The 21,784-nt window shown below is 57.7% G+C and carries 28 protein-coding genes and 2 tRNA genes; 9 read left to right on the forward strand and 21 right to left on the reverse strand.

Annotation, left to right across the window (positions count from 1 at the left end; translation table 11 throughout):
- Positions 1 to 146: 146 nt before the first annotated feature.
- Positions 147 to 223 (forward strand) — tRNA-Arg (locus N8H22_RS16120).
- A 48-nt stretch (positions 224 to 271) separates the two neighbouring features.
- On the opposite strand, the gene N8H22_RS16125 is transcribed toward N8H22_RS16120, so the two are convergent.
- On the reverse strand, positions 272 to 769 hold the full coding sequence (locus tag N8H22_RS16125) for a DUF4124 domain-containing protein (protein ID WP_264591530.1): 498 nt from the start codon (positions 767 to 769) through the stop codon (positions 272 to 274).
- Between the two features lie 341 nt (positions 770 to 1,110).
- On the opposite strand from N8H22_RS16125, the gene mgtE reads away from it, so the two are divergent.
- The 4 genes from mgtE to N8H22_RS16145 all read left to right on the forward strand — a co-directional run bounded on the left by mgtE (position 1,111) and on the right by N8H22_RS16145 (position 5,874).
- Positions 1,111 to 2,553 carry a magnesium transporter gene (mgtE, locus tag N8H22_RS16130; RefSeq protein WP_264591531.1) on the forward strand — a complete coding sequence of 481 codons (1,443 nt, stop codon included), beginning with the start codon at positions 1,111 to 1,113 and terminating at the stop codon, positions 2,551 to 2,553.
- A gap of 136 nt (positions 2,554 to 2,689) precedes the next feature.
- Positions 2,690 to 2,926: an OadG family transporter subunit gene (locus tag N8H22_RS16135; RefSeq protein WP_264591532.1), complete on the forward strand. Its 237-nt coding sequence runs from the start codon at positions 2,690 to 2,692 to the stop codon at positions 2,924 to 2,926.
- A gap of 22 nt (positions 2,927 to 2,948) precedes the next feature.
- The gene (oadA, locus tag N8H22_RS16140) at positions 2,949 to 4,727 is read left to right on the forward strand and encodes a sodium-extruding oxaloacetate decarboxylase subunit alpha (RefSeq protein WP_264591533.1); all 1,779 of its coding nucleotides are present in this window, start codon (positions 2,949 to 2,951) and stop codon (positions 4,725 to 4,727) included.
- Positions 4,728 to 4,737: 10 nt separating this feature from the next.
- Positions 4,738 to 5,874 (forward strand): sodium ion-translocating decarboxylase subunit beta, encoded by a 1,137-nt coding sequence (locus N8H22_RS16145; protein WP_264591534.1) that lies wholly within the window; start codon positions 4,738 to 4,740, stop codon positions 5,872 to 5,874.
- 58 nt (positions 5,875 to 5,932) lie between these two features.
- Here the strand turns inward: N8H22_RS16145 and N8H22_RS16150 are convergent, their stop codons facing one another.
- Together N8H22_RS16150 and N8H22_RS16155 are read right to left on the reverse strand one after the other, a co-directional pair.
- Entirely contained in the window at positions 5,933 to 6,259 is a 327-nt protein-coding gene (locus N8H22_RS16150) for an Arc family DNA-binding protein (RefSeq protein WP_264591535.1), read from the reverse strand.
- Positions 6,260 to 6,524: 265 nt separating this feature from the next.
- Positions 6,525 to 6,710, reverse strand: a complete 186-nt coding sequence (locus tag N8H22_RS16155; protein WP_264591536.1) for a PA3371 family protein — start codon at positions 6,708 to 6,710, stop codon at positions 6,525 to 6,527.
- A 495-nt stretch (positions 6,711 to 7,205) separates the two neighbouring features.
- On the opposite strand from N8H22_RS16155, the gene N8H22_RS16160 reads away from it, so the two are divergent.
- Positions 7,206 to 7,282 (forward strand) — tRNA-Arg (locus tag N8H22_RS16160).
- 28 nt (positions 7,283 to 7,310) lie between these two features.
- On the opposite strand, the gene N8H22_RS16165 is transcribed toward N8H22_RS16160, so the two are convergent.
- The 12 genes from N8H22_RS16165 to N8H22_RS16220 all read right to left on the reverse strand — a co-directional run bounded on the left by N8H22_RS16165 (position 7,311) and on the right by N8H22_RS16220 (position 15,451).
- Positions 7,311 to 7,580, reverse strand: a complete 270-nt coding sequence (locus N8H22_RS16165; RefSeq protein ID WP_264591537.1) for a DUF4224 domain-containing protein — start codon at positions 7,578 to 7,580, stop codon at positions 7,311 to 7,313.
- Between the two features lie 31 nt (positions 7,581 to 7,611).
- Positions 7,612 to 7,881, reverse strand: a complete 270-nt coding sequence (locus N8H22_RS16170) for an excisionase (protein ID WP_264591538.1) — start codon at positions 7,879 to 7,881, stop codon at positions 7,612 to 7,614.
- Between the two features lie 468 nt (positions 7,882 to 8,349).
- Positions 8,350 to 8,547 carry a hypothetical protein gene (locus N8H22_RS16175; RefSeq protein WP_243364120.1) on the reverse strand — a complete coding sequence of 66 codons (198 nt, stop codon included), beginning with the start codon at positions 8,545 to 8,547 and terminating at the stop codon, positions 8,350 to 8,352.
- Between the two features lie 320 nt (positions 8,548 to 8,867).
- The gene (locus tag N8H22_RS16180) at positions 8,868 to 9,377 is read right to left on the reverse strand and encodes a hypothetical protein (protein ID WP_264591539.1); all 510 of its coding nucleotides are present in this window, start codon (positions 9,375 to 9,377) and stop codon (positions 8,868 to 8,870) included.
- Complete coding sequence (locus tag N8H22_RS16185) at positions 9,377 to 11,347, reverse strand: hypothetical protein (protein ID WP_264591540.1); 1,971 nt, start codon at positions 11,345 to 11,347, stop codon at positions 9,377 to 9,379. Before N8H22_RS16185 ends, N8H22_RS16180 begins: the two co-directional genes overlap by 1 nt.
- Entirely contained in the window at positions 11,344 to 11,526 is a 183-nt protein-coding gene (locus tag N8H22_RS16190; protein WP_264591541.1) for a hypothetical protein, read from the reverse strand. Before N8H22_RS16190 ends, N8H22_RS16185 begins: the two co-directional genes overlap by 4 nt.
- A 26-nt stretch (positions 11,527 to 11,552) precedes the next feature.
- Positions 11,553 to 12,515 carry a S49 family peptidase gene (locus N8H22_RS16195; RefSeq protein WP_264591542.1) on the reverse strand — a complete coding sequence of 321 codons (963 nt, stop codon included), beginning with the start codon at positions 12,513 to 12,515 and terminating at the stop codon, positions 11,553 to 11,555.
- Between the two features lie 158 nt (positions 12,516 to 12,673).
- A complete protein-coding gene (locus tag N8H22_RS16200; RefSeq protein ID WP_264591543.1) occupies positions 12,674 to 13,528 on the reverse strand; it encodes a hypothetical protein in 855 nt (284 codons plus the stop codon).
- 16 nt (positions 13,529 to 13,544) lie between these two features.
- Positions 13,545 to 13,754, reverse strand: a complete 210-nt coding sequence (locus N8H22_RS16205; RefSeq protein ID WP_264591544.1) for a hypothetical protein — start codon at positions 13,752 to 13,754, stop codon at positions 13,545 to 13,547.
- Positions 13,751 to 13,936: a hypothetical protein gene (locus tag N8H22_RS16210; protein WP_243364109.1), complete on the reverse strand. Its 186-nt coding sequence runs from the start codon at positions 13,934 to 13,936 to the stop codon at positions 13,751 to 13,753. Before N8H22_RS16210 ends, N8H22_RS16205 begins: the two co-directional genes overlap by 4 nt.
- Positions 13,933 to 14,109, reverse strand: coding sequence for a hypothetical protein (locus tag N8H22_RS16215; RefSeq protein WP_243364107.1), 177 nt, complete (start codon positions 14,107 to 14,109; stop codon positions 13,933 to 13,935). Before N8H22_RS16215 ends, N8H22_RS16210 begins: the two co-directional genes overlap by 4 nt.
- Positions 14,110 to 14,746: 637 nt before the next feature.
- On the reverse strand, positions 14,747 to 15,451 hold the full coding sequence (locus N8H22_RS16220; RefSeq protein WP_264591545.1) for an SOS response-associated peptidase family protein: 705 nt from the start codon (positions 15,449 to 15,451) through the stop codon (positions 14,747 to 14,749).
- 100 nt (positions 15,452 to 15,551) lie between these two features.
- Between N8H22_RS16220 and umuD the strand changes: the two genes are divergently transcribed.
- On the forward strand, positions 15,552 to 15,977 hold the full coding sequence (gene umuD, locus N8H22_RS16225; protein ID WP_234302658.1) for a translesion error-prone DNA polymerase V autoproteolytic subunit: 426 nt from the start codon (positions 15,552 to 15,554) through the stop codon (positions 15,975 to 15,977).
- A complete protein-coding gene (gene umuC, locus N8H22_RS16230; protein WP_264591546.1) occupies positions 15,965 to 17,221 on the forward strand; it encodes a translesion error-prone DNA polymerase V subunit UmuC in 1,257 nt (418 codons plus the stop codon). Before umuD ends, umuC begins: the two co-directional genes overlap by 13 nt.
- Positions 17,222 to 17,303: 82 nt before the next feature.
- Here umuC and N8H22_RS16235 read toward each other — a convergent pair whose 3' ends face one another.
- From N8H22_RS16235 to N8H22_RS16255, 5 genes are all read right to left on the reverse strand, one after another.
- Entirely contained in the window at positions 17,304 to 17,465 is a 162-nt protein-coding gene (locus N8H22_RS16235) for a hypothetical protein (protein ID WP_264591547.1), read from the reverse strand.
- Positions 17,462 to 18,187 carry a zeta toxin family protein gene (locus N8H22_RS16240; protein ID WP_264591548.1) on the reverse strand — a complete coding sequence of 242 codons (726 nt, stop codon included), beginning with the start codon at positions 18,185 to 18,187 and terminating at the stop codon, positions 17,462 to 17,464. The genes N8H22_RS16235 and N8H22_RS16240 overlap by 4 nt, the downstream gene beginning before the upstream one ends.
- A 139-nt stretch (positions 18,188 to 18,326) precedes the next feature.
- A complete protein-coding gene (locus tag N8H22_RS16245; RefSeq protein ID WP_264591549.1) occupies positions 18,327 to 18,533 on the reverse strand; it encodes a carbon storage regulator in 207 nt (68 codons plus the stop codon).
- A 98-nt stretch (positions 18,534 to 18,631) separates the two neighbouring features.
- Complete coding sequence (locus N8H22_RS16250) at positions 18,632 to 18,937, reverse strand: hypothetical protein (protein WP_264591550.1); 306 nt, start codon at positions 18,935 to 18,937, stop codon at positions 18,632 to 18,634.
- Positions 18,938 to 18,940: 3 nt separating this feature from the next.
- On the reverse strand, positions 18,941 to 19,537 hold the full coding sequence (locus N8H22_RS16255; protein ID WP_264591551.1) for a type VI secretion protein: 597 nt from the start codon (positions 19,535 to 19,537) through the stop codon (positions 18,941 to 18,943).
- A 576-nt stretch (positions 19,538 to 20,113) separates the two neighbouring features.
- Here N8H22_RS16255 and N8H22_RS16260 point away from each other — a divergent pair.
- The gene (locus N8H22_RS16260) at positions 20,114 to 20,596 is read left to right on the forward strand and encodes a DUF4124 domain-containing protein (protein WP_264591552.1); all 483 of its coding nucleotides are present in this window, start codon (positions 20,114 to 20,116) and stop codon (positions 20,594 to 20,596) included.
- 844 nt (positions 20,597 to 21,440) lie between these two features.
- On the opposite strand, the gene N8H22_RS16265 is transcribed toward N8H22_RS16260, so the two are convergent.
- Positions 21,441 to 21,776: a hypothetical protein gene (locus N8H22_RS16265; protein WP_264591553.1), complete on the reverse strand. Its 336-nt coding sequence runs from the start codon at positions 21,774 to 21,776 to the stop codon at positions 21,441 to 21,443.
- Between the last annotated feature and the right edge of the window lie 8 nt (positions 21,777 to 21,784).

Consider the following 21,784-nt stretch of genomic DNA (forward strand, 5'->3'; position numbering starts at 1 on the left):
CACTCATAGCTCAGCTGGATAGAGTACTCGGCTACGAACCGAGCGGTCGGAGGTTCGAATCCTCCTGAGTGCGCCATATGTTAGAGCTTCAATCGTAGATTGGAGATCATGACAGCCAGAAGCGATCTGGCTTATCAAGCGCTTACGCACTCATAGCTCAGCTGGATAGAGTACTCGGCTACGAACCGAGCGGTCGGAGGTTCGAATCCTCCTGAGTGCGCCATATACGAAGGGCCTGCAGCGATGCAGGCCCTTTTTGTTTTGTGGATCATCAGCGTTTGCCGGTGACGCAACCGCCTTCGTCGAAGGTTATGGTCCGTGTTCCGCCGTCATTGTCTGTATAGCGGTAGCGCACGCGGCCATTGCTGCTGGCGACGTTGTCCGGGCGCCCCAGCGCGCTTTCGACGTCGGCGCGGGTCATTCCGGCCAAAATCCGTTGTGCGATGATGGCGCTGCGTCGATCGCTACCCGTCACTCGATTGCCGCAACCATCATGTCGTTCAGCGACAATGGTCAGCCTTTCCTCGTTAGGGTGTTTGGCTTTTCGCGTTTCGCGCGGTTTGGTCGACGCCATCTTCGTTGCCTTCCCGGTGCTTGGTGTGGGGTTGTACGCCTGTTGCCTTTGCCTGTCGGTGCCGTCCGGACAGCCTTGCTGGCTGAAGGTCACCTGTCCATCGCTATCGGTGCAGCGGAACACGGTCGACGCAATAGACGCCTGGCTGGCCATAAGGGCTGAAGTGAAGAGCGTGACGGCTAGGTATTGGTGCATGTTCGTCCTCCATGACGAAAGGTGCGGTCTAGCCTAGGCGCAAAATTCTTTGTTGTGCAGTCGTGCCTTGTCGTGACGTGAAAGCGTCGACACATGAGACGTCCGCTAAGCATGGCTGAGCGCCAGCAGCTCTTTCGGGCCTGTGCTGCGAGCAGTTGTCAGCCGTTTGAAAGGCTTCTCCGGTCGGCGGGTGTTATCATCCGTGCCGTTCGCCCTTCGGGCCAATGGAAACCAATCTCCCTATGGACTTACCCAGTAGTCGCTCAAGAATCCTGCTTGCCAATCACATGATTGATTGATTCCCCTGGCGCGCCCCCTAGCGCCCGGGGGTGGAGTGCGCCATGACAGAAATAGAAGCAAAAAAACCGCAAGAAACGTTGCAGGACCGCCTGGCGCAGGTGGTCGAGCTGTTGCATCGGCATCGCCTGGTCGAGGATCTGACCCATCGTCAGGAGGGTGAGCACCAGGAGTTAGTGGAAAGTCTGGTGCATCGGCAGAACCTCGCCGAGCTGCAGCGCAAGCTGGATGAGCTCCATCCGGCGGATGTCGCGCATATCCTCGAAGCACTTCCGCTCGATGATCGTTTGACCGTATGGCAGCTGGTCAAGGCCGAGCGCGATGGCGACATTCTTCTGGAAGTCTCCGACGCGGTGCGAGAAACCCTGATCGCCGACATGGATGATCATGAGTTGCTAGCGGCCGCCAAGGAGATGGATGCCGACGAGCTGGCTGACCTCGCACCAGAGTTGCCGCGCGACGTTGTTCACGAACTCATGGAAACCCTCGACGCGCAACAGCGCGAGCGAGTTCGCTCGGCTTTGTCCTATGAAGAGGATCAGGTCGGTGCGCTGATGGACTTCGAGATGGTCACCATCCGCGAGGATGTCAGTCTGGAAGTGGTGCTGCGTTATCTCCGTCGGCTCAAAGAGCTGCCCGGCCACACCGATAAGCTGTTTGTGGTGGACTATGACGGCGTGCTGAAAGGCGTGCTGCCGATCAAGCGATTGCTGGTCAACGACCCGGAAAAGCAGGTGGCCGAGGTCATGGCTAGCGATCCGGTGACCTTTCACCCGGACGAGGACGCTTACGAGGCCGCGCAGGCGTTCGAGCGCTACGATCTGGTATCCACTCCGGTGGTCGACAAAAGCGGTAAGTTGATTGGGCGACTGACGATCGATGAAATGGTCGACCTGATTCGTGAGGAGAGTGAAAGCGAAGTGCTCAACATGGCCGGTCTGCGCGAGGAAGAGGATATCTTCGCCTCGGTGTGGAAGTCGGTACGTAACCGCTGGGCCTGGCTGGCCGTCAATCTGGTTACGGCATTCGTGGCTTCAAGGGTTATTGGTCTGTTCGATGGCTCGATCGAGAAGCTCGTTGCGCTCGCCGCGCTGATGCCAATTGTCGCAGGCATCGGAGGCAATTCCGGTAACCAGACGATCACCATGATCGTGCGGGCGATGGCTCTCGATCAGGTCGGGACCGGCAACACCGCTCGGTTATTGCGCAAGGAGGTAGGGGTCGGGCTGGTCAATGGCCTGGTGTGGGGCGGGGTGATCGGCGTGGTCGCCTACTGGCTCTACGGCAGCTGGTCTCTTGGGGTGGTAATGACCGCGGCAATGACCTTGAATCTGCTGCTGGCTGCGTTAATGGGCGTACTGATTCCGATGACCTTGGCTCGTCTTGGTCGGGATCCGGCGATGGGTGCGAGCGTCATGATCACCGCCATGACCGATAGCGGTGGATTCTTCATTTTTCTCGGATTAGCTACCGTATTCCTGCTGTAACTACGGCATTTCCCTTGTTCTGCGTTTGCTCTGGCTTTCTTTTTCAGGCTAAGGTTCGCTGGCTTCGCTTCGCGAGACTCGCCTGAAATATAACTACGAACAATAAGCGGCCGTGCCGCTGACAAGGGAACCCTTTATGACCCCTGGCGAACTTCTGCTCGAAGGTGTCGAACTCATGCTGTTCGGCTTGGGCTTCGTCTACCTTTTCCTCATCCTTTTGATCGTTTGCATCCGATTGATGTCATCGCTGACCACCCGTTTCGCCAGTGAGCCGATCCCTCATGCTCCTGCTCAAGCGGTTGTCGAAACGGATGCCGAGATTCTTGCCGCCATTCAGGCCGCCATCCATCAACACCGCGCGCGACGCGGTTGATTCGGAAAGGGAGTTCTTTTCCATGACCGTCGTAAAACGACCGCTCGGCATCACCGATGTGGTGCTGCGCGATGCGCATCAGTCTATTCTCGCCACCCGCGTCCGTCTCGAGGATATGCTGCCGATTGCCGCCAAACTCGATCGAGTCGGCTTCTGGTCCGTCGAATCCTGGGGTGGGGCGACTTTCGATGCCTGCATCCGTTACCTCGGCGAGGATCCTTGGGAGCGCATTCGCGAGCTGAAAAGGGCGATGCCCAACACGCGGCAGCAGATGTTGTTGCGCGGCCAGAACCTGTTGGGGTACCGGCACTATGCGGATGACGTCGTGGAGAAGTTCGTCGAGCGCGCGGCGATCAATGGCGTCGACGTGTTCCGTGTGTTCGACGCGATGAACGATCCGCGCAATCTGGAAACCGCGTTGCGTGCAGTGAAGCAGCAGGGTAAGCACGCTCAGGGAACCATCTCCTACACCACCAGCCCTGTGCATACGCTGCAGATGTGGGTCGACCTCGCTAAGCGGATTGAGGATCTGGGCGCTGATTCCGTTGCGATCAAGGACATGGCGGGCATCCTAACGCCCTATACGGCATTCGAACTCGTATCGCGCCTCAAGGCTAGCTTGGCGATTCCGATTCACATGCAGTGCCATGCCACTGCAGGGCTTTCCACCGCAGCGATCGTCAAGGCAGTGGAGGCCGGTATCGACAACGTAGATACCGCTATCTCTTCGCTTTCGATGACGTACGGGCATTCGCCCACAGAGTCAGTGGTCGCGATTTTCCAAGGGACCGAGCGGGATACTGGTCTGAATCTGGAGCTGCTTGAAGAAGTGGCAGCGTATTTCCGGGAGGTGCGGCGCAAGTACTCGAAGTTTGAAGGCAATCTGCGGGGAGTCGATTCGAGGATTCTGGTCGCGCAGGTGCCGGGCGGCATGCTGACCAATATGGAAAGCCAGCTGAAAGAGCAGGGTGCGCTCGATAAGTTCGACCAGGTGCTTGCCGAGATTCCTCGGGTACGTCAGGACCTTGGTTTCATCCCATTGGTAACACCCACTTCACAGATTGTTGGCACTCAGGCAGTGATCAACGTGCTGACTGGCGAGCGCTACAAGTCGATCACCAAGGAAACGGCCGGCATTCTCAAGGGCGAGTACGGCGCAGCTCCTGCGCCATTCGACTCTGAGCTGCAGGCGCGAGTGCTGGCGGGCAGCGATGTGATCACCTGCCGTCCCGCCGACCTTCTGCAGCCCGAAATGGACCGGCTGACCGCAGAACTGAAGGCCTTGGCGCAAGAAAAGAGCATCAAGCTGGCGGCGGACGAGATTGACGATGTGCTGACGTACGCATTGTTCCCGCAGATCGGTCTGAAATTCTTGGAAAACCGAGGCAATCCCGCAGCGTTTGAGCCTGTCCCCAGTGGGGATGAGCAACCGGCTCGTGCGGCTGGCAAACCGGAGGTTTACACCGTAGAAGTCAACGGTAAGGCGTTCGTCGTCCAGGTCAGCGAGGGAGGTGATATAGAAGGTCTGAAACCTCTCGCTGCGCCCGCTAGTGCATCATCGACAGCCGGCGCCACGCCAGTTGCCGAAGGAGAGCCTCAGGTAGCGCCGCTCGCTGGAAATATCTTCAAGGTTCTGGTGAAGCCAGGGCAGTCGGTACAAGAGGGTGATCTGGTGATCATTCTCGAAGCGATGAAGATGGAAACCGAAATCCGAGCTTTCAAGGCGGGTACCGTCGCCAGTGTCGACATCAAGGTGGGCGACGCGGTTTCGGTAGGCGATTGCCTGCTGAGCATCGCTTGAGGGGCACTCAATGGATAAGTTAATCAAGCTTTGGCAGGGAACCGGCCTGTACCACCTAGAAGCAGGACAGGCGCTGATGATCGTCGTCTGCCTACTGCTTATCTACTTGGCAATTCGCAAAGGGTTCGAGCCGCTGTTGCTGATCCCGATCGGTTTTGGTGGCATTCTGGCCAATATTCCCGTGGCCAACATGGCCCAAGGGGCTGGGATTCTCCATCTGTTCTATGAAGTGGGTTTGCCAACCAGCGTGTTTCCGCTGCTGATCTTCATGGGCGTGGGGGCGATGACGGACTTTGGACCCATGCTGGCGAATCCGAAGACGCTATTGCTCGGTGCGGCTGCCCAGTTTGGCATATTCGCCACCTTGCTGGGCGCGCTGGCACTGACCGTCTCCGGTATCCCGGGGATGGAGTTTACGCTGCGCGAGGCGGCGTCCATTGCCATCATTGGTGGCGCAGACGGGCCAACTTCGATCTTTGTCACGTCCAAATTGGCGCCCGATCTGTTGGGCCCCATTGCGGTCGCGGCATATTCCTACATGGCGCTGGTTCCATTGATCCAGCCGCCGATCATGCGTGCTCTCACAACGCCTGAAGATCGCGCCATCGTCATGACGCAGCTGCGTCACGTCGGGCAGGCGGAGAAGATAGTGTTTCCTCTGGTGCTCTGCCTGCTGGTCGGCTTGCTGCTGCCCGACGCTGCGCCATTGGTAGGGATGTTTGCGTTCGGCAACTTGCTGCGTGAGTGTGGCGTCGTGGATCGTCTTGCCGATACCTCGCGAAATGCCCTCATCAATATCGTTACCATCGCACTGGGCTTGACCGTAGGCTCCAAGCTTTCGGCGGACGCGTTTCTCCAGCTCAAAACGTTGGGAATTCTCGTGCTGGGCATGGTGGCTTTCTGCGGCGGCACGGCGGCGGGCGTGCTGATGGCGAAACTGATGAATCGCTTCAGTGAAAACAAGATCAATCCGCTGATCGGCTCAGCAGGTGTGTCGGCGGTGCCAATGGCGGCCCGTGTCTCGAACAAAGTGGGCTTGGAAGCCAACCCACAGAATTTCCTGTTGATGCACGCAATGGGGCCGAACGTGGCTGGTGTAATTGGATCCGCGGTAGCCGCAGGGGTGCTACTCAACTTCGTTGGATAGGATAAATAGGCATAAAAAAGCCGGCATTTGCCGGCTTTTTTATGGAGGCAGCCTAGAGTCAGCTGTCCTCTTTTGCCAACTCTACATCTTGTGCGATTAGGGCAATCAATGCGTTCTGCTGTCGATGTGTGAGCTGACGGAAACGTTGCAGCAGCTCACGCTCATGCAGCGACAGCTCGGGGCTATCCAGGCGCATGCTCAGGTCTTCATCCAACGCGCCTTCTTGAAGGAGGCTCTGCTCCAGGCGCGCGATGATTTCCGAGTTCATGCTGCGATGGTGGTTGCGCGCCACATCGGCGATGCGCTCACGCATTCCGTCGGGTAAACGAACCACGAACTTGTCAGCCGTTCGGCTGGAATAAACTGCCTGCTTCATAGGGCGCATATTAAACCGGTTAGTCAGGTTGGCGTGGTGGCTTATTGCCGTTGGTAGTCATCGGTCTGACAACCGCCGCCCCGCGCTGTTCCGCTGTGCATAAAAAACTTGTTGGGACGGGTTGGTGACGCCAATTATACGGCGGCGCATTTTTGGGGTAAAGGCATGGTGCTATCAAAATGCCTTTATTGTGATCGAGTGCCGCTCTCTGCGAACTGCGGTCATATCCGTAGAGATAAAGACAAGCCGGGTAGCGGATCCCTCGTTAGAAAAGCTAGCGAAGGATAGGGTCGAATTTGATGCGGCGGCCAACGAACATCGCACCTAGGAACGCAACGCTGCCGAGGCCAAGTCCTCCTTGGGCTGCGATTTGCCAGCCGGTGGCTGCGTCGGGAGCGACAATCAGAAAGACGCCAGACCCAGTAGCGACAGTCAGGCAGAAAATGGCGAGCTTGGACATATCCGTTATCCCTTGGTCGGCTGGTTACTGTCGGCGAGGTTTAGAAAACCCAGCGCTGCGTATGATACTGGGTACCCATTTCGCTGCCGCTGAGTGTAAAAACGCGGGCGCTTGGCGCATGGCTGGACGATTGGGGCGTGAGCGGTTGCGTTGCGAAAGGCTGGTGAGCGCCAGTGTCATTTTTCTGAAGCAGCTGCATGGCGCTGACAGAGGCAATTAGTAGAGTCGTGCTGAGCAGGTAGGCCGTTTTCCACATCATGCGTTTCCATTCGCGGAATCTAATGCCTCCTTTGGTGCATGCGTTGTGCCAATCGCTACGGTATTTTTATTTCTTATAAATCAATCACTTAGTAAGATTATTGGCCGAGCTTTCAATGCAGGATGCACGGTTCTGTAATTCTTTCATTGCAATTTGCAATGCGGGCTCAGTGTCATATGTTGGTAATTGCCCGCGAATGACAAATTCGCATCGGGTCGCTAAGATGCGGCCCGCACGTCCCAGTAGCTCAATTGGATAGAGCATCCCCCTCCTAAGGGGAAGGTTGTGAGTTCGAACCTCGCCTGGGACGCCAGTAAAATCAACCGCTTAGAGCTTTATGCCTAAGTGGTTTTTTTATGCGTGGGTGCAGGGCGGGTGCGTTTAGGTGCCTCTTGCCGCTTCCCTACACCTTCGAGCCGTAGCTGAGGCTCTCGTCTGCGGAAATTGACTAAGGTCGCCCCTAATCGCTGCTCCACCGCTAAGCGAAGCACCTTCAGCTTCCCGTCTCCACCCTTCAGAAATGGAATACCTACCTGTCCGAGCCAGCGCGCTTGGGCGGACGGCTTCTGGTAGCCGGTAAGTTGTTCTAAATCGCTCGTCGAAAGGAACACAAGGCCTGCTCTTTAACGGTGGCGGGACAGGTCAATTCCCAGCAGGGCGCCTTTTAGACGAGGCCTGTTTCTCAGAGGCGCGAGCGATTGCGAGGCGCTCCACCAGGGTCAAAGATCCGTCAGGGCGAAAGCGCGTCCTCGGTTCAATGTACCTTGCGGAAGGGGACACAAAGTAGCTTCGACCATGTTTCTCCGGAGCCGGATAAATGAATCCCTCCCGTGCCCACCGACGTAGAGTATTCAACGTGGGCGGTGTTTCGTAGGTTTGCTTTGCCCATTCTTCGAGTGTCAACAAAGCCATCGATCTCTGCCTCTCACGTTCCGTATGGTTGGGAGTACTGTAGCTACTCGCGGCCTATGTGAGCGGAGGAGGGCTCAACTCCCTGACTTTAGAGTTTGCCTTGGACACTACCCTCAGCGCTGCCCGTGGCGCTGGGCCTGATTCAACCCAAGCGTGGTACCCCTCGACATTGATCAGTGGCTTGTTATCGGGTGCGCGAATCCACACCTGACCTTCAGGCCATGTTCCTTTGGAGCACTTGGCCCTGATCGCATGTTCGGTGTAGCCGCTCTCAACGGCGAATTGTTTGATGGTCTTGTACTTGACCATGGTGTGCCGCCTTTAAGGTTGGTGATCGACTGGCCCCCTACTTGGATGACAGTGCCGAGTGGGGGCCACTCGGCAACTAGATAATATAGTGCCGATAAGGGGCTAGCTTGGGTCGCATCTGCCGACTGCCCCCTCCACTTGATATCCAATGATTGTTTATCAGAGGCCAAGCTGGCGAACAATCTCGGCAGGATCGGTGCCACGCTGAAGGGCTCGACGGGCATCACGCTGCATTGTGTCAATGCATTCGTTCTCGAACTTCTCTGCCATCCGACACGCCTTCTTCACGATCAGGACAGCAAGTTCTCTCGGAAACGGGACGGTTTCTTGCGCTGGTCGTCCGTAGGTGATCGACACTGATTCTCTCCGTTTTGAGCGGTTCTGGGCTCCCGGCTGTTAAGGGTGCTGGTTGTGGTTTCAAGCCACACACGGCCGGCCTCAAGCGCCCCAGGGAAGGGGAAACGCGACGGGGTGGCCCTGTACGACTAAACAACAACCAACCTCTCAGAAATGCTCATAAATAGCGAAAGGTCGTGGCGCGAATTACCCGCGATGGGCCAGCGGCCGGGGTCACAGTACCTTGGGTCTCGCGTAAGTCGGAGCTAGTAGCTGCTGGGAATCCAGCGCTTCGGAACTCAGACTCCAGCACCAAGCGCTGCTGTACGCGTGCCGAGTTGCTAAGAAATAGTAGGTATGGGCATTGTCATTATTGCGACCTCGGGAGCATTACTAGCCCCGGCCAATTCACGACGACGCCAGCGTGCGGCAGTCATGGCCTTCGATAGGTCAGTGGTAACCATGTGCACTCGAAATAATGCATAGCCATTGCTGCTCGGGAAGAAACCTAAGTCCTTAGGATCGAGACCGTTATCAGCGGCTATTTGTGCAGCAAGTTGTTTGCTTGGCATCTCTGCCACTACTTGAATAGGCTCTACTACAGACAGATATGATCCTTCCGTGCAGGCGTCATCGATCTGGACAGTGCAAAGCCTGTGCTTGTCCTCGACTTCATCGGTCGTAAAATCAGCATCTGTAAACGCATGGATACGAACTGAAAGATCTTCAAATCTTGCCAGAAGCCGATCTACTGCTTGCCCCGCCTCGGTCGCTGTTAAGAACGGCCCGAAATGCGGGAGCTTCACCAGTTCGTGCTTTGCCTCAACCGAAAATAGATACCTGTTTGCCATTAAGAGCCCCGATGGGTACGTCCAAACTTACGTGCCGTACTGCTCAACAAACGGTCGAACTGATCAGCCTCCGCAAGCATCGTATACGTTTCGCCGCCTGGTAGCGTGAGATTAACCACCCCTCGGCTTGGCTCAGAAGTCATCGTGTCCAGGCCGGCCACTGTTCCGATCATTCCGCCATCGGCAAACCGAGGGATCGATAAGCCACGATTGAGCAGGTCCAGCGCGTTCTTGCCCAGTTTGCGAACTGCCGCCGCACGGATGACGTACTCGCCATTCGATAAAAGTGCGGGGATGCTGTCGCTGGTACCGGTGCCAGGGCCGCTGATGTATCCGCCAGTGGCGTAGCCAGTTGGCTCGGGGCCAGGGTCTTGCAGGGTGTATGGGTTTAAGACGTCCGTGCCACCGCCCCCGAACGTAACCGGGATAACGATCTTTTGCCCGGCCAGCCGTGTGATCTGCTCCTTTACCGCGTCCAGACTGGCCTGATCCATCTCGAGCGAAACCGGGCTTTTCTTCAGCTTTTCCAGCTCGGCCTGCAGATACTTGGCGCCGGCCTGCGCTTTGTCGAACGCTTCCTGCATACCGTCGAGCATCTTAGAATCTGCCGTCTGCTCAATGGTCTGGAGCTCCTTAATGAAACCCTCGAAGCCGTACGTATTGCCGCCCGCTGCAGCCAGGTCTTGCAGCATCTTGAGTGCGGCCTGCGCCTGCTGCTTTGCCCCTTCAAGGTCACCGGCCTGAAGCGCTTCACGGGCGCCAACTTTCAACGATTGAGCCGCACCGTAGGATGGGTCGCCAGCGGTACCGGCTTTTATCGAAGCCAGAGCGTCGGCGTATCGCTCGTAGGTGTCGAGCTGTGCCTGCTTGGCTTTCTCGAGATCGGCTGCCGCGGTTTTCTCAAGCGCTACCTGCTTTTTAAGCACCGTCTCAGTAGCAGCGATCACTTTCTTTTGGCTTAGCTCGGTGTCGGCAACATCCTTGGCGCGCAGTAGCGCCATTTCAGCAGTGTGCAAACTAAACAGCTCTTCTCGGTAGCCATATTGATCCGCTTCAGCTTTAACCGCGCCCTGTTGTGCGCCTCGCCCAAAAACGAGCAGGTTCAATGCACCATCCAGCACCTTCGGGGAGCTAAGGAGTCGGAACGTTTCGGAGAACTTGTCGAGCCAGCTCGGCGCCTTGGTCGCTGACACCTTTGCAAGCACGCCGGAGAGCCGGTCAATTGATCCGGCGAAGGTGTCGGTTACGCCAGCAGCTTCATTCGTCTTTCCAATGATGCCGGTGAGCTGGTTGCCGAAGCCATCTAGCGCTCCACCTACGTCGTTCAGGGACTTATGGAAACTATCAATGCTCCTTACCGTTTCCTCATCAAGCACCCGGCCGAGTTCGGTTGCGTGGTCGCCCATCGCTTCGAGTTTTGCAGCGTTATCCGTGAGAAGGGGCAGCAGTAAGGAGGCGTCATCCGCGATGGCCTCAAGGTAAAACGTCATCTCGGAGTGAGAGAGGTTGGCGCGCTGCAATGTCCTTACATATAGCTGCAGAGCATCGGGGCCGGAAAGCTTACGGAACTGCTCAGCGGTTACGCCTGCGGCCGGAGCGATCTTCTCGAAGAAATCTTTAAGCTCGCCACCTCCCGTTTGCAGGAAGTCGCCTACCTTGTCCTGAACGTCTTTGAAGATATCGCCAAGCTTGTCCTGCTCTATGCCCAGCGAGCGTGCCGCATAGCTCCACTTCTGGAAGGCTTCGGCGCTGGTGTTCGAAGCCTGAGCAAGCCGATTCATTTCCGAAACCGCACGCGCTGACTCGGCAATCCACGCAGCGAAGGCTCCGGAGCCAAGCGCGGCGATAATGGCAGCACCGGCGGCTTTCGCCTCGCGGCTCATCTTCCCAAGGTCACGGTTTACCTGGTCGAAAGCTTTCTTCGAGTTGTTCTTACCGTCGATGACCAGTTGAGTCTTGACTGTGCTCATTGAACGGTTCCTCCCGAGAGTTGCCGGCTGACGTCACGGGCGAACGTTCGAAACCGCTCCCTAGCATCGCCGTCGCCGGCAAGCGCTCGCTCTATCAGGTTGATGTGTTCGCGGTGCTCTTTCAGGCAGGTTTCCAACAGGGCGTCGAGATAGTCAATAGCAAGCTGTTCAATGTTCACGAGTAGCTCCGATTCAAGTCTGGCCATCAGTGGAGGCGCCGTGCCGTGCGTTGCCGCCATATGCTGTCAGTAGTTACCGATCGTTCCAGCGAGTCCGGTCCCGCGGGCGCGGCTGTCGTTTCGACAGGAGCGTTACGGTTCAAACACCCGGGAACGGGGGGATTTGATTTAGCGGTCCGCGGGGCGACGGCCTTCTTGACCGGCTCGCTCTGCACGAAGGGCGTGCCGGCGTTAAGACTGGCGACCAAGCCATCAAGCGACCCGAGGCTATGGGCGAGGCCCGCCTTTACTGCGGCCGCTCCGACTTTCGTGCCGCCGTGATCTCCCATCTTTAGCAGCTGGTCGGGCTTAACCCCGAGGTTACGGGCAACGCGCTGAGCGAAAAACTCGCCAAGGGCATCGATCGGTCCAGCAACCACGGCTCGACCTTTCTCGGTGCTGAGGTTGGGCCGCTTGTTCGGGGCGTTCCGGCTGACAATCGGTGCAGGCCCGGTGGGTTTTCTGAAGGATGCAGCTGCTCCAATCCCCCCCACCAGGGCCGTGGCATCGATGATGATTTGGCTGGCTGCGCTGGCGATCCAGTAAGCCGCGCTGGCGCCGGTTCCGCCGATGTATGCGACGACCTTCTTCTTGCTCCGGCCTGCGTAGATTGTTTCGGCCAGTTCGCTAATCCCGCTCGCCTCGCCGCCCGGGCTGTCGATGTTGAGCACGATTGCCTTGATAGCGGCATTATCGAGAGCGGCCCGGAAATCGAGTGCAAGCACCTCTGTGCTGACATAACGAGAGTTGGCATAACGAAGAATCGGGCCAATTACATTGAGGACGGCCACCGCGTTCCGCACTGTGACCGTGTGCGTTCCTATCATCCGCGGGCCGGTGTGTCCGTTCATGGCTTCAATGGCTTTTAGAGGGTGCTCGTATCCACTCGAAGCACTCGACAACATGAGCCATGGGCGGCCGTCTGCGAATCCGTATTCATAGCAATTCATGGCAGTGTCTTTTCCGAGATACGGCTGTTGATTGAAGGCATGACAGGTTCGTGCTTGGTGCCGGCCGCCGCTCCCGAGGGTCCCCGATGCAGGAGGTGGAGCGCGCCGGCTGTCGGGGTTACTACGCCACTGGCCGACTGGGCGCCTTGCAGGTTTACTCAGGGACGCAGCGCGTCGACATCAATGGCGCCGCTGGAATCTCGTACTTGCCTGGCAGTAATCCGCGCACCACCGTCCCTCGCAGTGAGCGGAATGTGCAGGTCATCCATCGCCCGAGAGTTGCGGCTGACCGCCCAATCCACGGCGAGGATCTGAGCAGCCAGCTCCGACATCTCGCTTGCCATCGCGTCCCAACGTGCGCCGAGTTTGTGGCGTACGGCGAGCAGCCGGCGCTCACGGGCGCCTTCAAAGCGCTGCCGTTCGGCGGTACGCTTCTGCTCAATCGAATCGACCTGACTTTGCAGTGCTTGGAGGATGACGGCCTGCCGAGCGGTCTTACGCTGGATCTGCTCAAGCGCTTCGGAACGACCATTTAGCGTGTCCAGGGCGGCGGTTTCTTCAGACTCGCTGCCCTGCGCGATTGCGGCTGCGTAGGCCTCTGCAGCTTGGTTCTCGCTCTGTTTGGCCTCAGCGAGTTCTGCATCGGCAGCGGCTTGCAGCTTGGCCAGTTTGGCGCTCGCCTTTTCATAGTCAGCATCAAGCGCCGCCAGCGCTTTGCCTGCCGCGTCCATTTCTTTCTTGGCGGCCTTGATGTCTGCGTCGGCGCTATCTCGCGCCGCCTTCCAATTCAGCAGGTCGTCGCGCTTCACGATTTCGCGGCCGAGCCGATCAATCTCGCCTTCAGTGGCGCGGAGCTCGTCGTGCATCCCGCTGATAGGACGCTTGGAGGCCTTGCTGTCGTTCGTTGCGGCTTCGATGTCACTTCGCAGGGCATCAGCGAGCGCGTGCGCTTCTTCAAGCTGATCTTCGAGGGTGGGTTCTTGAGGCTCGCTGAGCAGTTTCAGTCCGAACACGGTATGTCTCCTTGGGTCAGGCGTCTTCGATCGAGACGCTGCTGCGATTGAGTAAGAGAGCTTCAGTCAGGCGCTCGGCCCGGCTGAATGCGCTCTCCTGGCTATCGCCTTGGAGCACTGCCAGGGTCCGGCCGTCGTGCTTTAGGCGAGCGTGATACTTCGGTGCAAACCCGTTGTGGAAGGGGCTTGGCTGCGGGTCATGCGCGGTGATGGCGAGCGCGCTCATCGGGTCGCCGGGAGCAGGTCGTAGCTGCTCAGGTAAGCCAGGTCGACCACGCGGATATCGACGCCAACGCCAAAGACGCGAATGCGGCCAGAGGGAAGCGTTTCAATGTGCAGGCCTCGCTGCTCGGCGAGCCGCTGTATCTCGTCGCGCTTGTTTGCGAGCTGTGCGGCTCTGGTGCTCATACGAAAAGCTCCCGGCAGCTGACGAAGGGTTTGTTCTCGCTAAGTGCGATGAGAAGGGCGCTGGCTGGAATGCTGCCCTTATCTGCCGCATCACGAATGCGTGACCACGCTGCGGTTAGTTCGGCGCGGTTAGGGCGCACTTGGCGGCCTCTCGGCTTGTCGATCGTGTTCATTAGCTGACTCATGTAAAGCAACAATACATGTCGTTCAAGTAGTCATATTACTCTCGATCTGGCCTTATGCAAGCTTTTTACTGGTTGGGCATCCAGTATTTTGTGGGTGCGGTATGTCCTGGTCGCGGGGGCTGCGATAGCGTCAGGAGGAAGAACCTGTGCGAAAACTAGACACGTCAGATTCCTCCGGGGGAGACAACCACGCGCTTTATGGCTAGCGTTTGGCTATCACATACAGGGAGGTATTCAGGTGGAAATCAACGTAACGGCTGTCGAGCGAGCTGTTCGGCTATTCGCACTGCCAACGGCACTCATGCTGCTTGGGCTGATTCTGCTGGTCTTCACAGGCGGCGCGATGGACACCCTTAGCCCGATGCTGCGGCCGACGCTTGAGGCTGTGATTGTCCCTGTCAGGTGGTTTCTGGCTGGACTATCGTGCTGGGGCGCTCTTTGGTTCGCCTGGCGCTTGCTCCTCATGTACCGATGGGAGAACGGCGCCGATGGCGGTTGTCATCGATGCGGCGGCTTCGTCAGGCACCTTGAGGGCCGCTGGGGTGATTACAGCAAGTGCATGATGTGCGGCGGGACCAAATCGGGGCATCACTAACAGCGCCTGCTGGGAGGCCCGAGCCTAGGATCAGAGCAAGGGTGAGGATGTCGGCTCGATCAAATGCCGGCCTTCATTGCGAACGTTCCCGACCGCCTTATCTACAGCGAACCATTCGAAGGCGTCGACCGGTAATGCCAAGTCGCGAGCCAGTTCCTCGGCTCGTTCTAAAGACAGGTCCGGCTCGATCCATTCTCGCGCGCGGTCAGCCTCAAACACGACAGGCCGTCGATCATGGATGTCCAGCATCCCCTGGTCGCTGTCGGCGGTGATGATTACGAACCCATCCCCGTTGCGATCGGTCAGGCCGGTGCGATCCAGCTGAGCCAGCGCGGCGAACCATAGCGGCGCGCCGTCCTTGCGACGGATGTAGTAAGGCTGTTTCTTCTTCGGGTCGGTGGCGTCTTTTACCCACTCGAACCACCCATCTGCCGCAACTAGCGTTCGACCGGTGGCCCAGATGTCTCGGAAAAACCGGCTGGTCGCTGCCGTCTCGACACGCGCGTTGATGGCTGGCGGTCGTTTTCCCATTGCCCAAAATGGCTGATAGCCCCACGGTAACCGCGCCATCCGTAAGCCGGTGTCTGTCTCGTAGAAGATCATTACCTTCGAGCGCGGCGTTACGTTGAAGCGACCTATCGGCTCTGGATCGATGCCGCTCTCGATCGGCTTGTCATAGCGCAGCGCATCCAGGTACTCGACCGCTGTTCGGTACTGTGTAAAGCGACCGCACATATCCCCTCCAGCCTGCTATCGGATGGCTGCCTTACTTCATTGACCGCATGAAGTGCTCGCGGTTTACTGTACACATATACAGTAATCGCAGAGCAGTATCATGCGCGCCACTATCCTCGGCCAGCTTGGCCCGTCGTCAACATTCCTCCAGTTCGTCGACACTCGCGTTCCAGCGGGCTTTCCTTCGCCCGCGGCGGACTATGAGGAGGTCACGCTATCTATTGATGAGCTGGTCGACCTGCGTACGCCACACGTCTATCTGGTGAGGGTAGAGGGTCCCAGTATGGTCGGCGCCGGCATTTACGACGGCGATGTGCTCGTGGTGAACCGGGCACTGGAGGCTCGCGCCGGGCACATTGTCGTTGCCTACGTCGACGGCGGCATGACGGTTAAACGGTTGCAGGTGTCGCAGGAAGGCGTGTGGCTGCAGGCCGAGAATCCCGATTACCGCGCGATCCGCGTTACCGAGTCCCTGCACGTTTGGGGCGTGGCCACTCACAATTTGCACCAGCTATGTTCGCGCTGATCGACTGCAACTCGTTCTATTGCTCCTGTGAGCGCGTCTACCGGCCGTGGCTCGATGGTGTTCCGGTCGTGGTGCTGAGCAATAACGACGGCTGCGTCATTGCCCGCACGCGAGAGGCCAAACGGCTCGGCATTCCGATGGGCGCTCCGTATTTCCAATGGCGCGACCAGATGCGCGAGTGGGGCGTGGTCTGTTTCTCAAGCAACTATGAGCTTTACGGGCAGATGAGTGCCCGGGTGATGACGACGTTGGAGGGGATGTTTCCGCGAATCGAGGTGTACAGCATCGACGAGGCGTTCGCCGACCTGACAGGGATGACGGGCGATTTGTTGCCGCTGGGGCATGAGGCGCGGGAGCGAGTGCTGCGCTGGACCGGCATTCCGGTGGGGGTTGGAATTGGGCCGACGAAGACCTTGGCCAAGCTCGCCAACTGGGCAGCCAAGACCTGGCGCAAGTCCGGCGGGGTGATCGACCTGCGCGACCCGGAGCGACGGGACAAGCTGTTGCGGATGACAGAGGTAAGCGAAGTGTGGGGCGTTGGCCGACGGCTGACTGCTCGCCTACGCCCGCTGGGCATTCAAACGGCCTGGGATCTGGCGCAGTACGAGCCGGCGTCGCTGCGCCGCCAGTTCAGCGTGGTGCTGGAGAAAACAGCCCGGGAGCTGCGTGGGATTTCATGCCTCGAACTGGAGGAGGCGGTACCGCCCCGGCAGATGATTTGCTCCTCGAAGATGTTCGGTAGCCGCCTGCGCGACGTCGCGCCGATCCGTGAGGCGGTCGTGGCCTACGTCACCAAGGCCGCAGAGAAGCTTCGCGCACAGAATAGCCTGGCCGGCGCGCTGCAGGTTGCGATTCGTACCGGAATGCACAACCCCAACCAGCCGCGCTACGCCAACGCAATCAGCTGCCCTCTGCCATATCCCACCGATGACACCCGAGTGCTCGCCGCCGCGGCCGTTCGTGGGCTGGAAGCGATTTTTCGGACCGGCTACGCCTACAGCAAGGCGGAGGTACTGCTGATGGATCTGCGTCAGCGCGGCGAATTCACTGGCGACCTGTTCGCGGATGCACCTCGACCCGGCGCCGATCGGCTGATGGAAGTTGTCGATCGCATCAATGCGCGGGAAGGCCGAGGCACGGTTCGGCTCGGGCGCATCCCAGCTACCGCTGACTGGTCAATGAAACGAGAGATGATGAGCCAGCGATACACGACACGGTGGGATGAGCTTATGGTGGTGCGGTAGGCCATCATTGGAGCGAGGCCTCAGCTGGCGGTACAAAAAAGCCCCGCTTACGCGAGGCCTTAGCATCATTCTGAGGGCGCGTTTAGCGCGCGCGCACTGACTCAAGTACTTCCCGCTGACGCTTCGTGGCCTGAGTAATCACGGTATTGTAAACGCGCTTCTTCTCGTCCGATTTTGCGTTGCGGATAAAATCGGCAAACGCGCTTTTCGTTTCTTTCCGAGATGTCTGCAGAAACCCGATCATGTGATAGCTCCAGTGTTGAGTCCCAGCGCTGTTGCCAGCGAGAGCCTCGTGTGCCTCTCCGGGATATGGTAGTCGATCTTATCGACACCAGCTTTGTAGAGGCGGTTCGAATTGTCGATGTGCTTCAACAATAGGTCGACGTGAACGTCCTTACCGAACTTTAGCTTAAGAGCGTTCACCACGTCACGCGCAGCAAAGTACTGTTCGACGAAATGCTCAGGGAGAATGCGCCTTCCCTCTGCTGCTTCCCTTGCCTGTACGAACTGCCAGGCCAGCATAGGGTCTTGATAGACATACAGAATTTGAACGAACCTGCCTCGCCCAAGCGATCGCTGGACGTTAGAAGTGGCTTTGTCGAGGCTCGACAGAGTGCCGTCGAGTAAAAAGGACTGCCGGTTCTCCAAAGCCATATCAACAATTTTCTCGACCAGGATGGACGCAGGGTATTGGAAGAGCCACGCGTTGGTTCCATCGTAGCCCGCGAACCGTTCTCGCAACTCATCTGCATCGATTCTGAGAATCGGAGTATCACTAAAAAGGCTCAGCAGTTCGATAGATGCCTCGGTCTTGCCTGCGCCTGGTGAGCCTGCCATGAACACCGATACAGGCTCCGATTCAGGCGGGAACCGCTTTTTGCAAGCAAGCTCACGGGCGATCGGCTTCTTGTGTGCTTTCGCGAATCGGATTGCCTGCTCATGCAGAATTTGCTCGGCGGGGGTCATTACTGCCTCGTATCTATCAGAGAGCTACGGTTAAGCAGCCGAGGGAGCCGCCATCCTCAATTGAATTATTCAGCAGTTCGTATTTCCCAGCGAAGGTGGCGGCAGATTGCCAACGCAGGGCTGGAGGGCAAACGGACGTTCATGCTTCCTCCAGCTCGCTCCGCAGAATCTGCAGATCTAGTGGGGCTTCGATCGCGATTTGCGCCTTGCCGCCCTTGATCTCTTTAACCGTAACGGTGATGCCGTCCAGCAACAGCTCAGCGAGGAGATCCTCGGCATTCGTGCCTGGCTGGACGCGCAGGGTGATTTTTTCGCCTTGTCGGCGGGTTAGCACCAGATAACTCATGATTTAGCATCCTTGCGTGTACAAGTTTCCGGCAGGGCCTTCGTTTAGGTCGCTGCAGGCTAGACCGTTGCCGATGACAGTTGGTTAGCAACCATCAATCAAAAACGCCTCCCGCCCGTTGAAGCTAGATAGAGCGAGTCGACGTACGGGAGGCGGGCTAGAACGGTCCCGTTGCTTGCCACTGCGCCAAGCACCATACCGCGGCAAAGGAGATTTACCCCGCCCTGGATACGCTCACACATAGCATCCGGACTGTCTATGAACTGCGTCTTGTTGAGGCGCAGCATGATGATCGTCCTCCCTTCGGGCACTGCGCCGATGGGGGGAATGCAGAAAATGGTCAGTTGCGTGTAGGCCAGCACAGAGACAACGACAACCGCGATGAGAGCCGAGAGCTTCTTCATTGATCACCAGCTACAGCTTTGACGAATGTCTTTCAACGCCTCTCCGGCGCCGCTGATATCGAATACGGCTGTCACTGGGCTTTCTCCGTAGGGGGTTACATTCGCGATGAAGCTCTCGCCCTCAGCCATTTGCTTGAGTGCAGTAACCGGTGCCCGCATGAAGGCCGATTTGTGGTCAGTAGATACATCCCAAGTTGACGAGACGGCCTTGTTTTTGTCGATGCGGTGAGTGACGGTTGTCCCGTCCATACCGAGGAATGACTGCCAGTTGATGTACATCTCGGTCTCGTTTGCTTTGCAGCGAACTACAAGGTCGATGGTTTCGCCGAACCGGCCGATCCCGCGATCCGCGTCCAAGAACGCCAGATGTACAGATTGGTCAGTTAAAGGGTCGGTGTTCGTGGCGGTAGTCCACTTGCCTTTACCAGCGGAAGGCGTGACGACCGTCTTTGGTGCTAGATCGTGCCTGTCGGCCATCTGATCGAAACAGGCAAGTCGCGCAACGGTGTCTTTTTTGGCGGCGCATAGTGCGACCTCCTTGTCTTCTACCGCCATTGCTGCGAGCGGGAGGGCAAGTGCCATTAAGAGCGCTTTCTTCATCGTGCTTCCTTGCGTTGTAGTATTTGTATGCCTGATAGCCGCTGCACGAGTACGGTAATCACTGCAGGGCTTGCTTCGGCTAGTCATCGATATCGTGCGGATGCGAAAGATGATGTAAAAATGCCATTACGGCAATAGGGTCTTTAGAGACAAGGAGTCGCGGCGAGCGACTGCGCAATCCTCCAGTCGGTCGGGCGCCAGATCGGCGTCTGGCTGTAACGGCGAAGTGTGATGCTGCCCCAGAAGTACAAGTGAACTGGAGATACATCTAAATCCCTCACATTCGATGGGATAGCCGTCCTGTGCGATAGCCCCGATTGGAGCCATCACCAACGGTTGTCAGGCTGGCGCGGATCTTCTGATGAAAGTTGTCGGCCGAATCAGCGCGCGTGACGGTAGAGTCACGGTTCGGCTCGACCGCATCCTGGCCAAGACTGTGTAGTCGATAAAGTGTGAGCTGATGAGCCAGCGCTATATGCCAAGGTGCGATGAGCTAGAGGTGCTGCGCCAGAGACACACAGAAATCGATAGCGGACTGAAGAATTTAACAGTCATGACGGAGCAAAAGGAGTTGCGATGAAAGCCTACCTGTTCGGATTACTGCTGCCTCTAGCGGCTCATGCAGAAATCTACAAATGTACTGGTCCGGACGGGAAGCTCAACCTGACCGACAGGCCCTGCGGGAAAGGGGAAAGCGCTGAAATTGTGGATATTCCGCCGCCGCCAGAGTCGCCGTATGAGCGGAAGATGCGTGAGGGCAGGGAATCGATAGCTCGGTCAAACGCCCGGATAGCTGAGCTTGAGGAGCGGGCACGCCAGCGGCGCATTGCTCAAGCATCGCGGTATTGGGGCCGCACGCTTCGGGAAGGCTTATCACTTGGGATGACTTCGGATGAAGTTCTGGCTCTGGACGCCTGGGGGTTTCCAGACGACAAGAACACAACGGAATCGAAGATGCTTGTGCGCGAGCAGTGGATATACAGGACCGACATCGATAACGAGCACGAGCGGATGTACCTGTATTTCCATAACGGTAGATTGGTCACCATTCAAGATTAATTGCCAATTCGCGAGGGCGGCCAGACACCAAATTCGGCGTTTGGCTGTAGCGGTAGATGTGGCTCGGAATCACATCTAAAGGTGACGCAATCCCACATTTAAAGCCCTCGGATTTGAGGGTTTTAGCCGGTGCTGGTGGGCCTGCCGTACATACCCGTAAATCCGGGAATCTACCGGAATTGGCTAGGGGCAACCCGGCCGCGGTAAATACCCCGAATCAGGGGGATTTGATCGCCCCCAATTCGGGGCGGAAACCGGCTTTGCCACCAATGGTGGGAAAGTGGATGGCGCAGATCTGATCCATCCACCGACGGTGGGCGAGTGAGACATTTTGGTCTCACTGAGACGGTTCGGTCTCAGTGAGATATCCCCAGAAGTGGGGATATCCCCCTGCCTTGATAGCGGGAAACCCTCTAACTTGATCGAGTGAAACCGCCGATCTGGTCCGAGTCGGACAGGTTGGTCTGTCTCGCGTGTCGAAAACGACACAGTGTGTTGATTCCTACACGGTGGCGCGGTGGTGCTGGGTAGGTCCATCGGAAAAGTCCCAGAGTTGCCAGTAGTGCAAACATCTGGTGTCCCGGTTATTAGCCTTACGATGCGTCGTCGAAACTACCAGTTTTGGTAGTTTCGCCTGATATTGGTAGGGAGCCCCACCGTGGCGCTTTCGCCACTCTTGAAACCCATCGATAACCCAGCCGGTTAGGGTTGGGTTTCAACGGGCGTTGAACAGGTGTTGAACTGACGTTGCCGAAGCCGGCAGCTTTTGCAGCTAGGTCGCGGGTATCGCCTTTCGGCAATTCCGGAAAATTTTCCGGGATTGAGTCTTTCAGATTCGGATTACCTACGCGGCCTTGCAGCTCCTGCTCGATAGCCTCGCCAATCGCAACGCGCTCGGAATGGGTGATGTGCCGGTCACTTCCAGAAGGTCATCGCCCAGGGCTTCGGCGCGGGAGACGTGGCGGTTGATGTCCTGCTTCGACTGGCCGGTGGCTTCGGCAGTGTCGGCGGCGAACTGCTTCTGGTTCTGCGGGCGGTCCTTGTGCTCTGTTGCTTTTTGGGTGGAACAAGTTGTTCCACCCAGAGAAGGATTCCGAATCTCCCAGATTTCTTTCCGGCGCTTGATCGCATAGGCGCGCTGAACGCTTGGTGCACGAAACGTGCTCAGTTCTGAGCGCATTAAAAACC

Origin of the sequence: Stutzerimonas sp. S1, from assembly GCF_025966695.1 — a bacterium.
Lineage (GTDB): Bacteria > Pseudomonadota > Gammaproteobacteria > Pseudomonadales > Pseudomonadaceae > Stutzerimonas.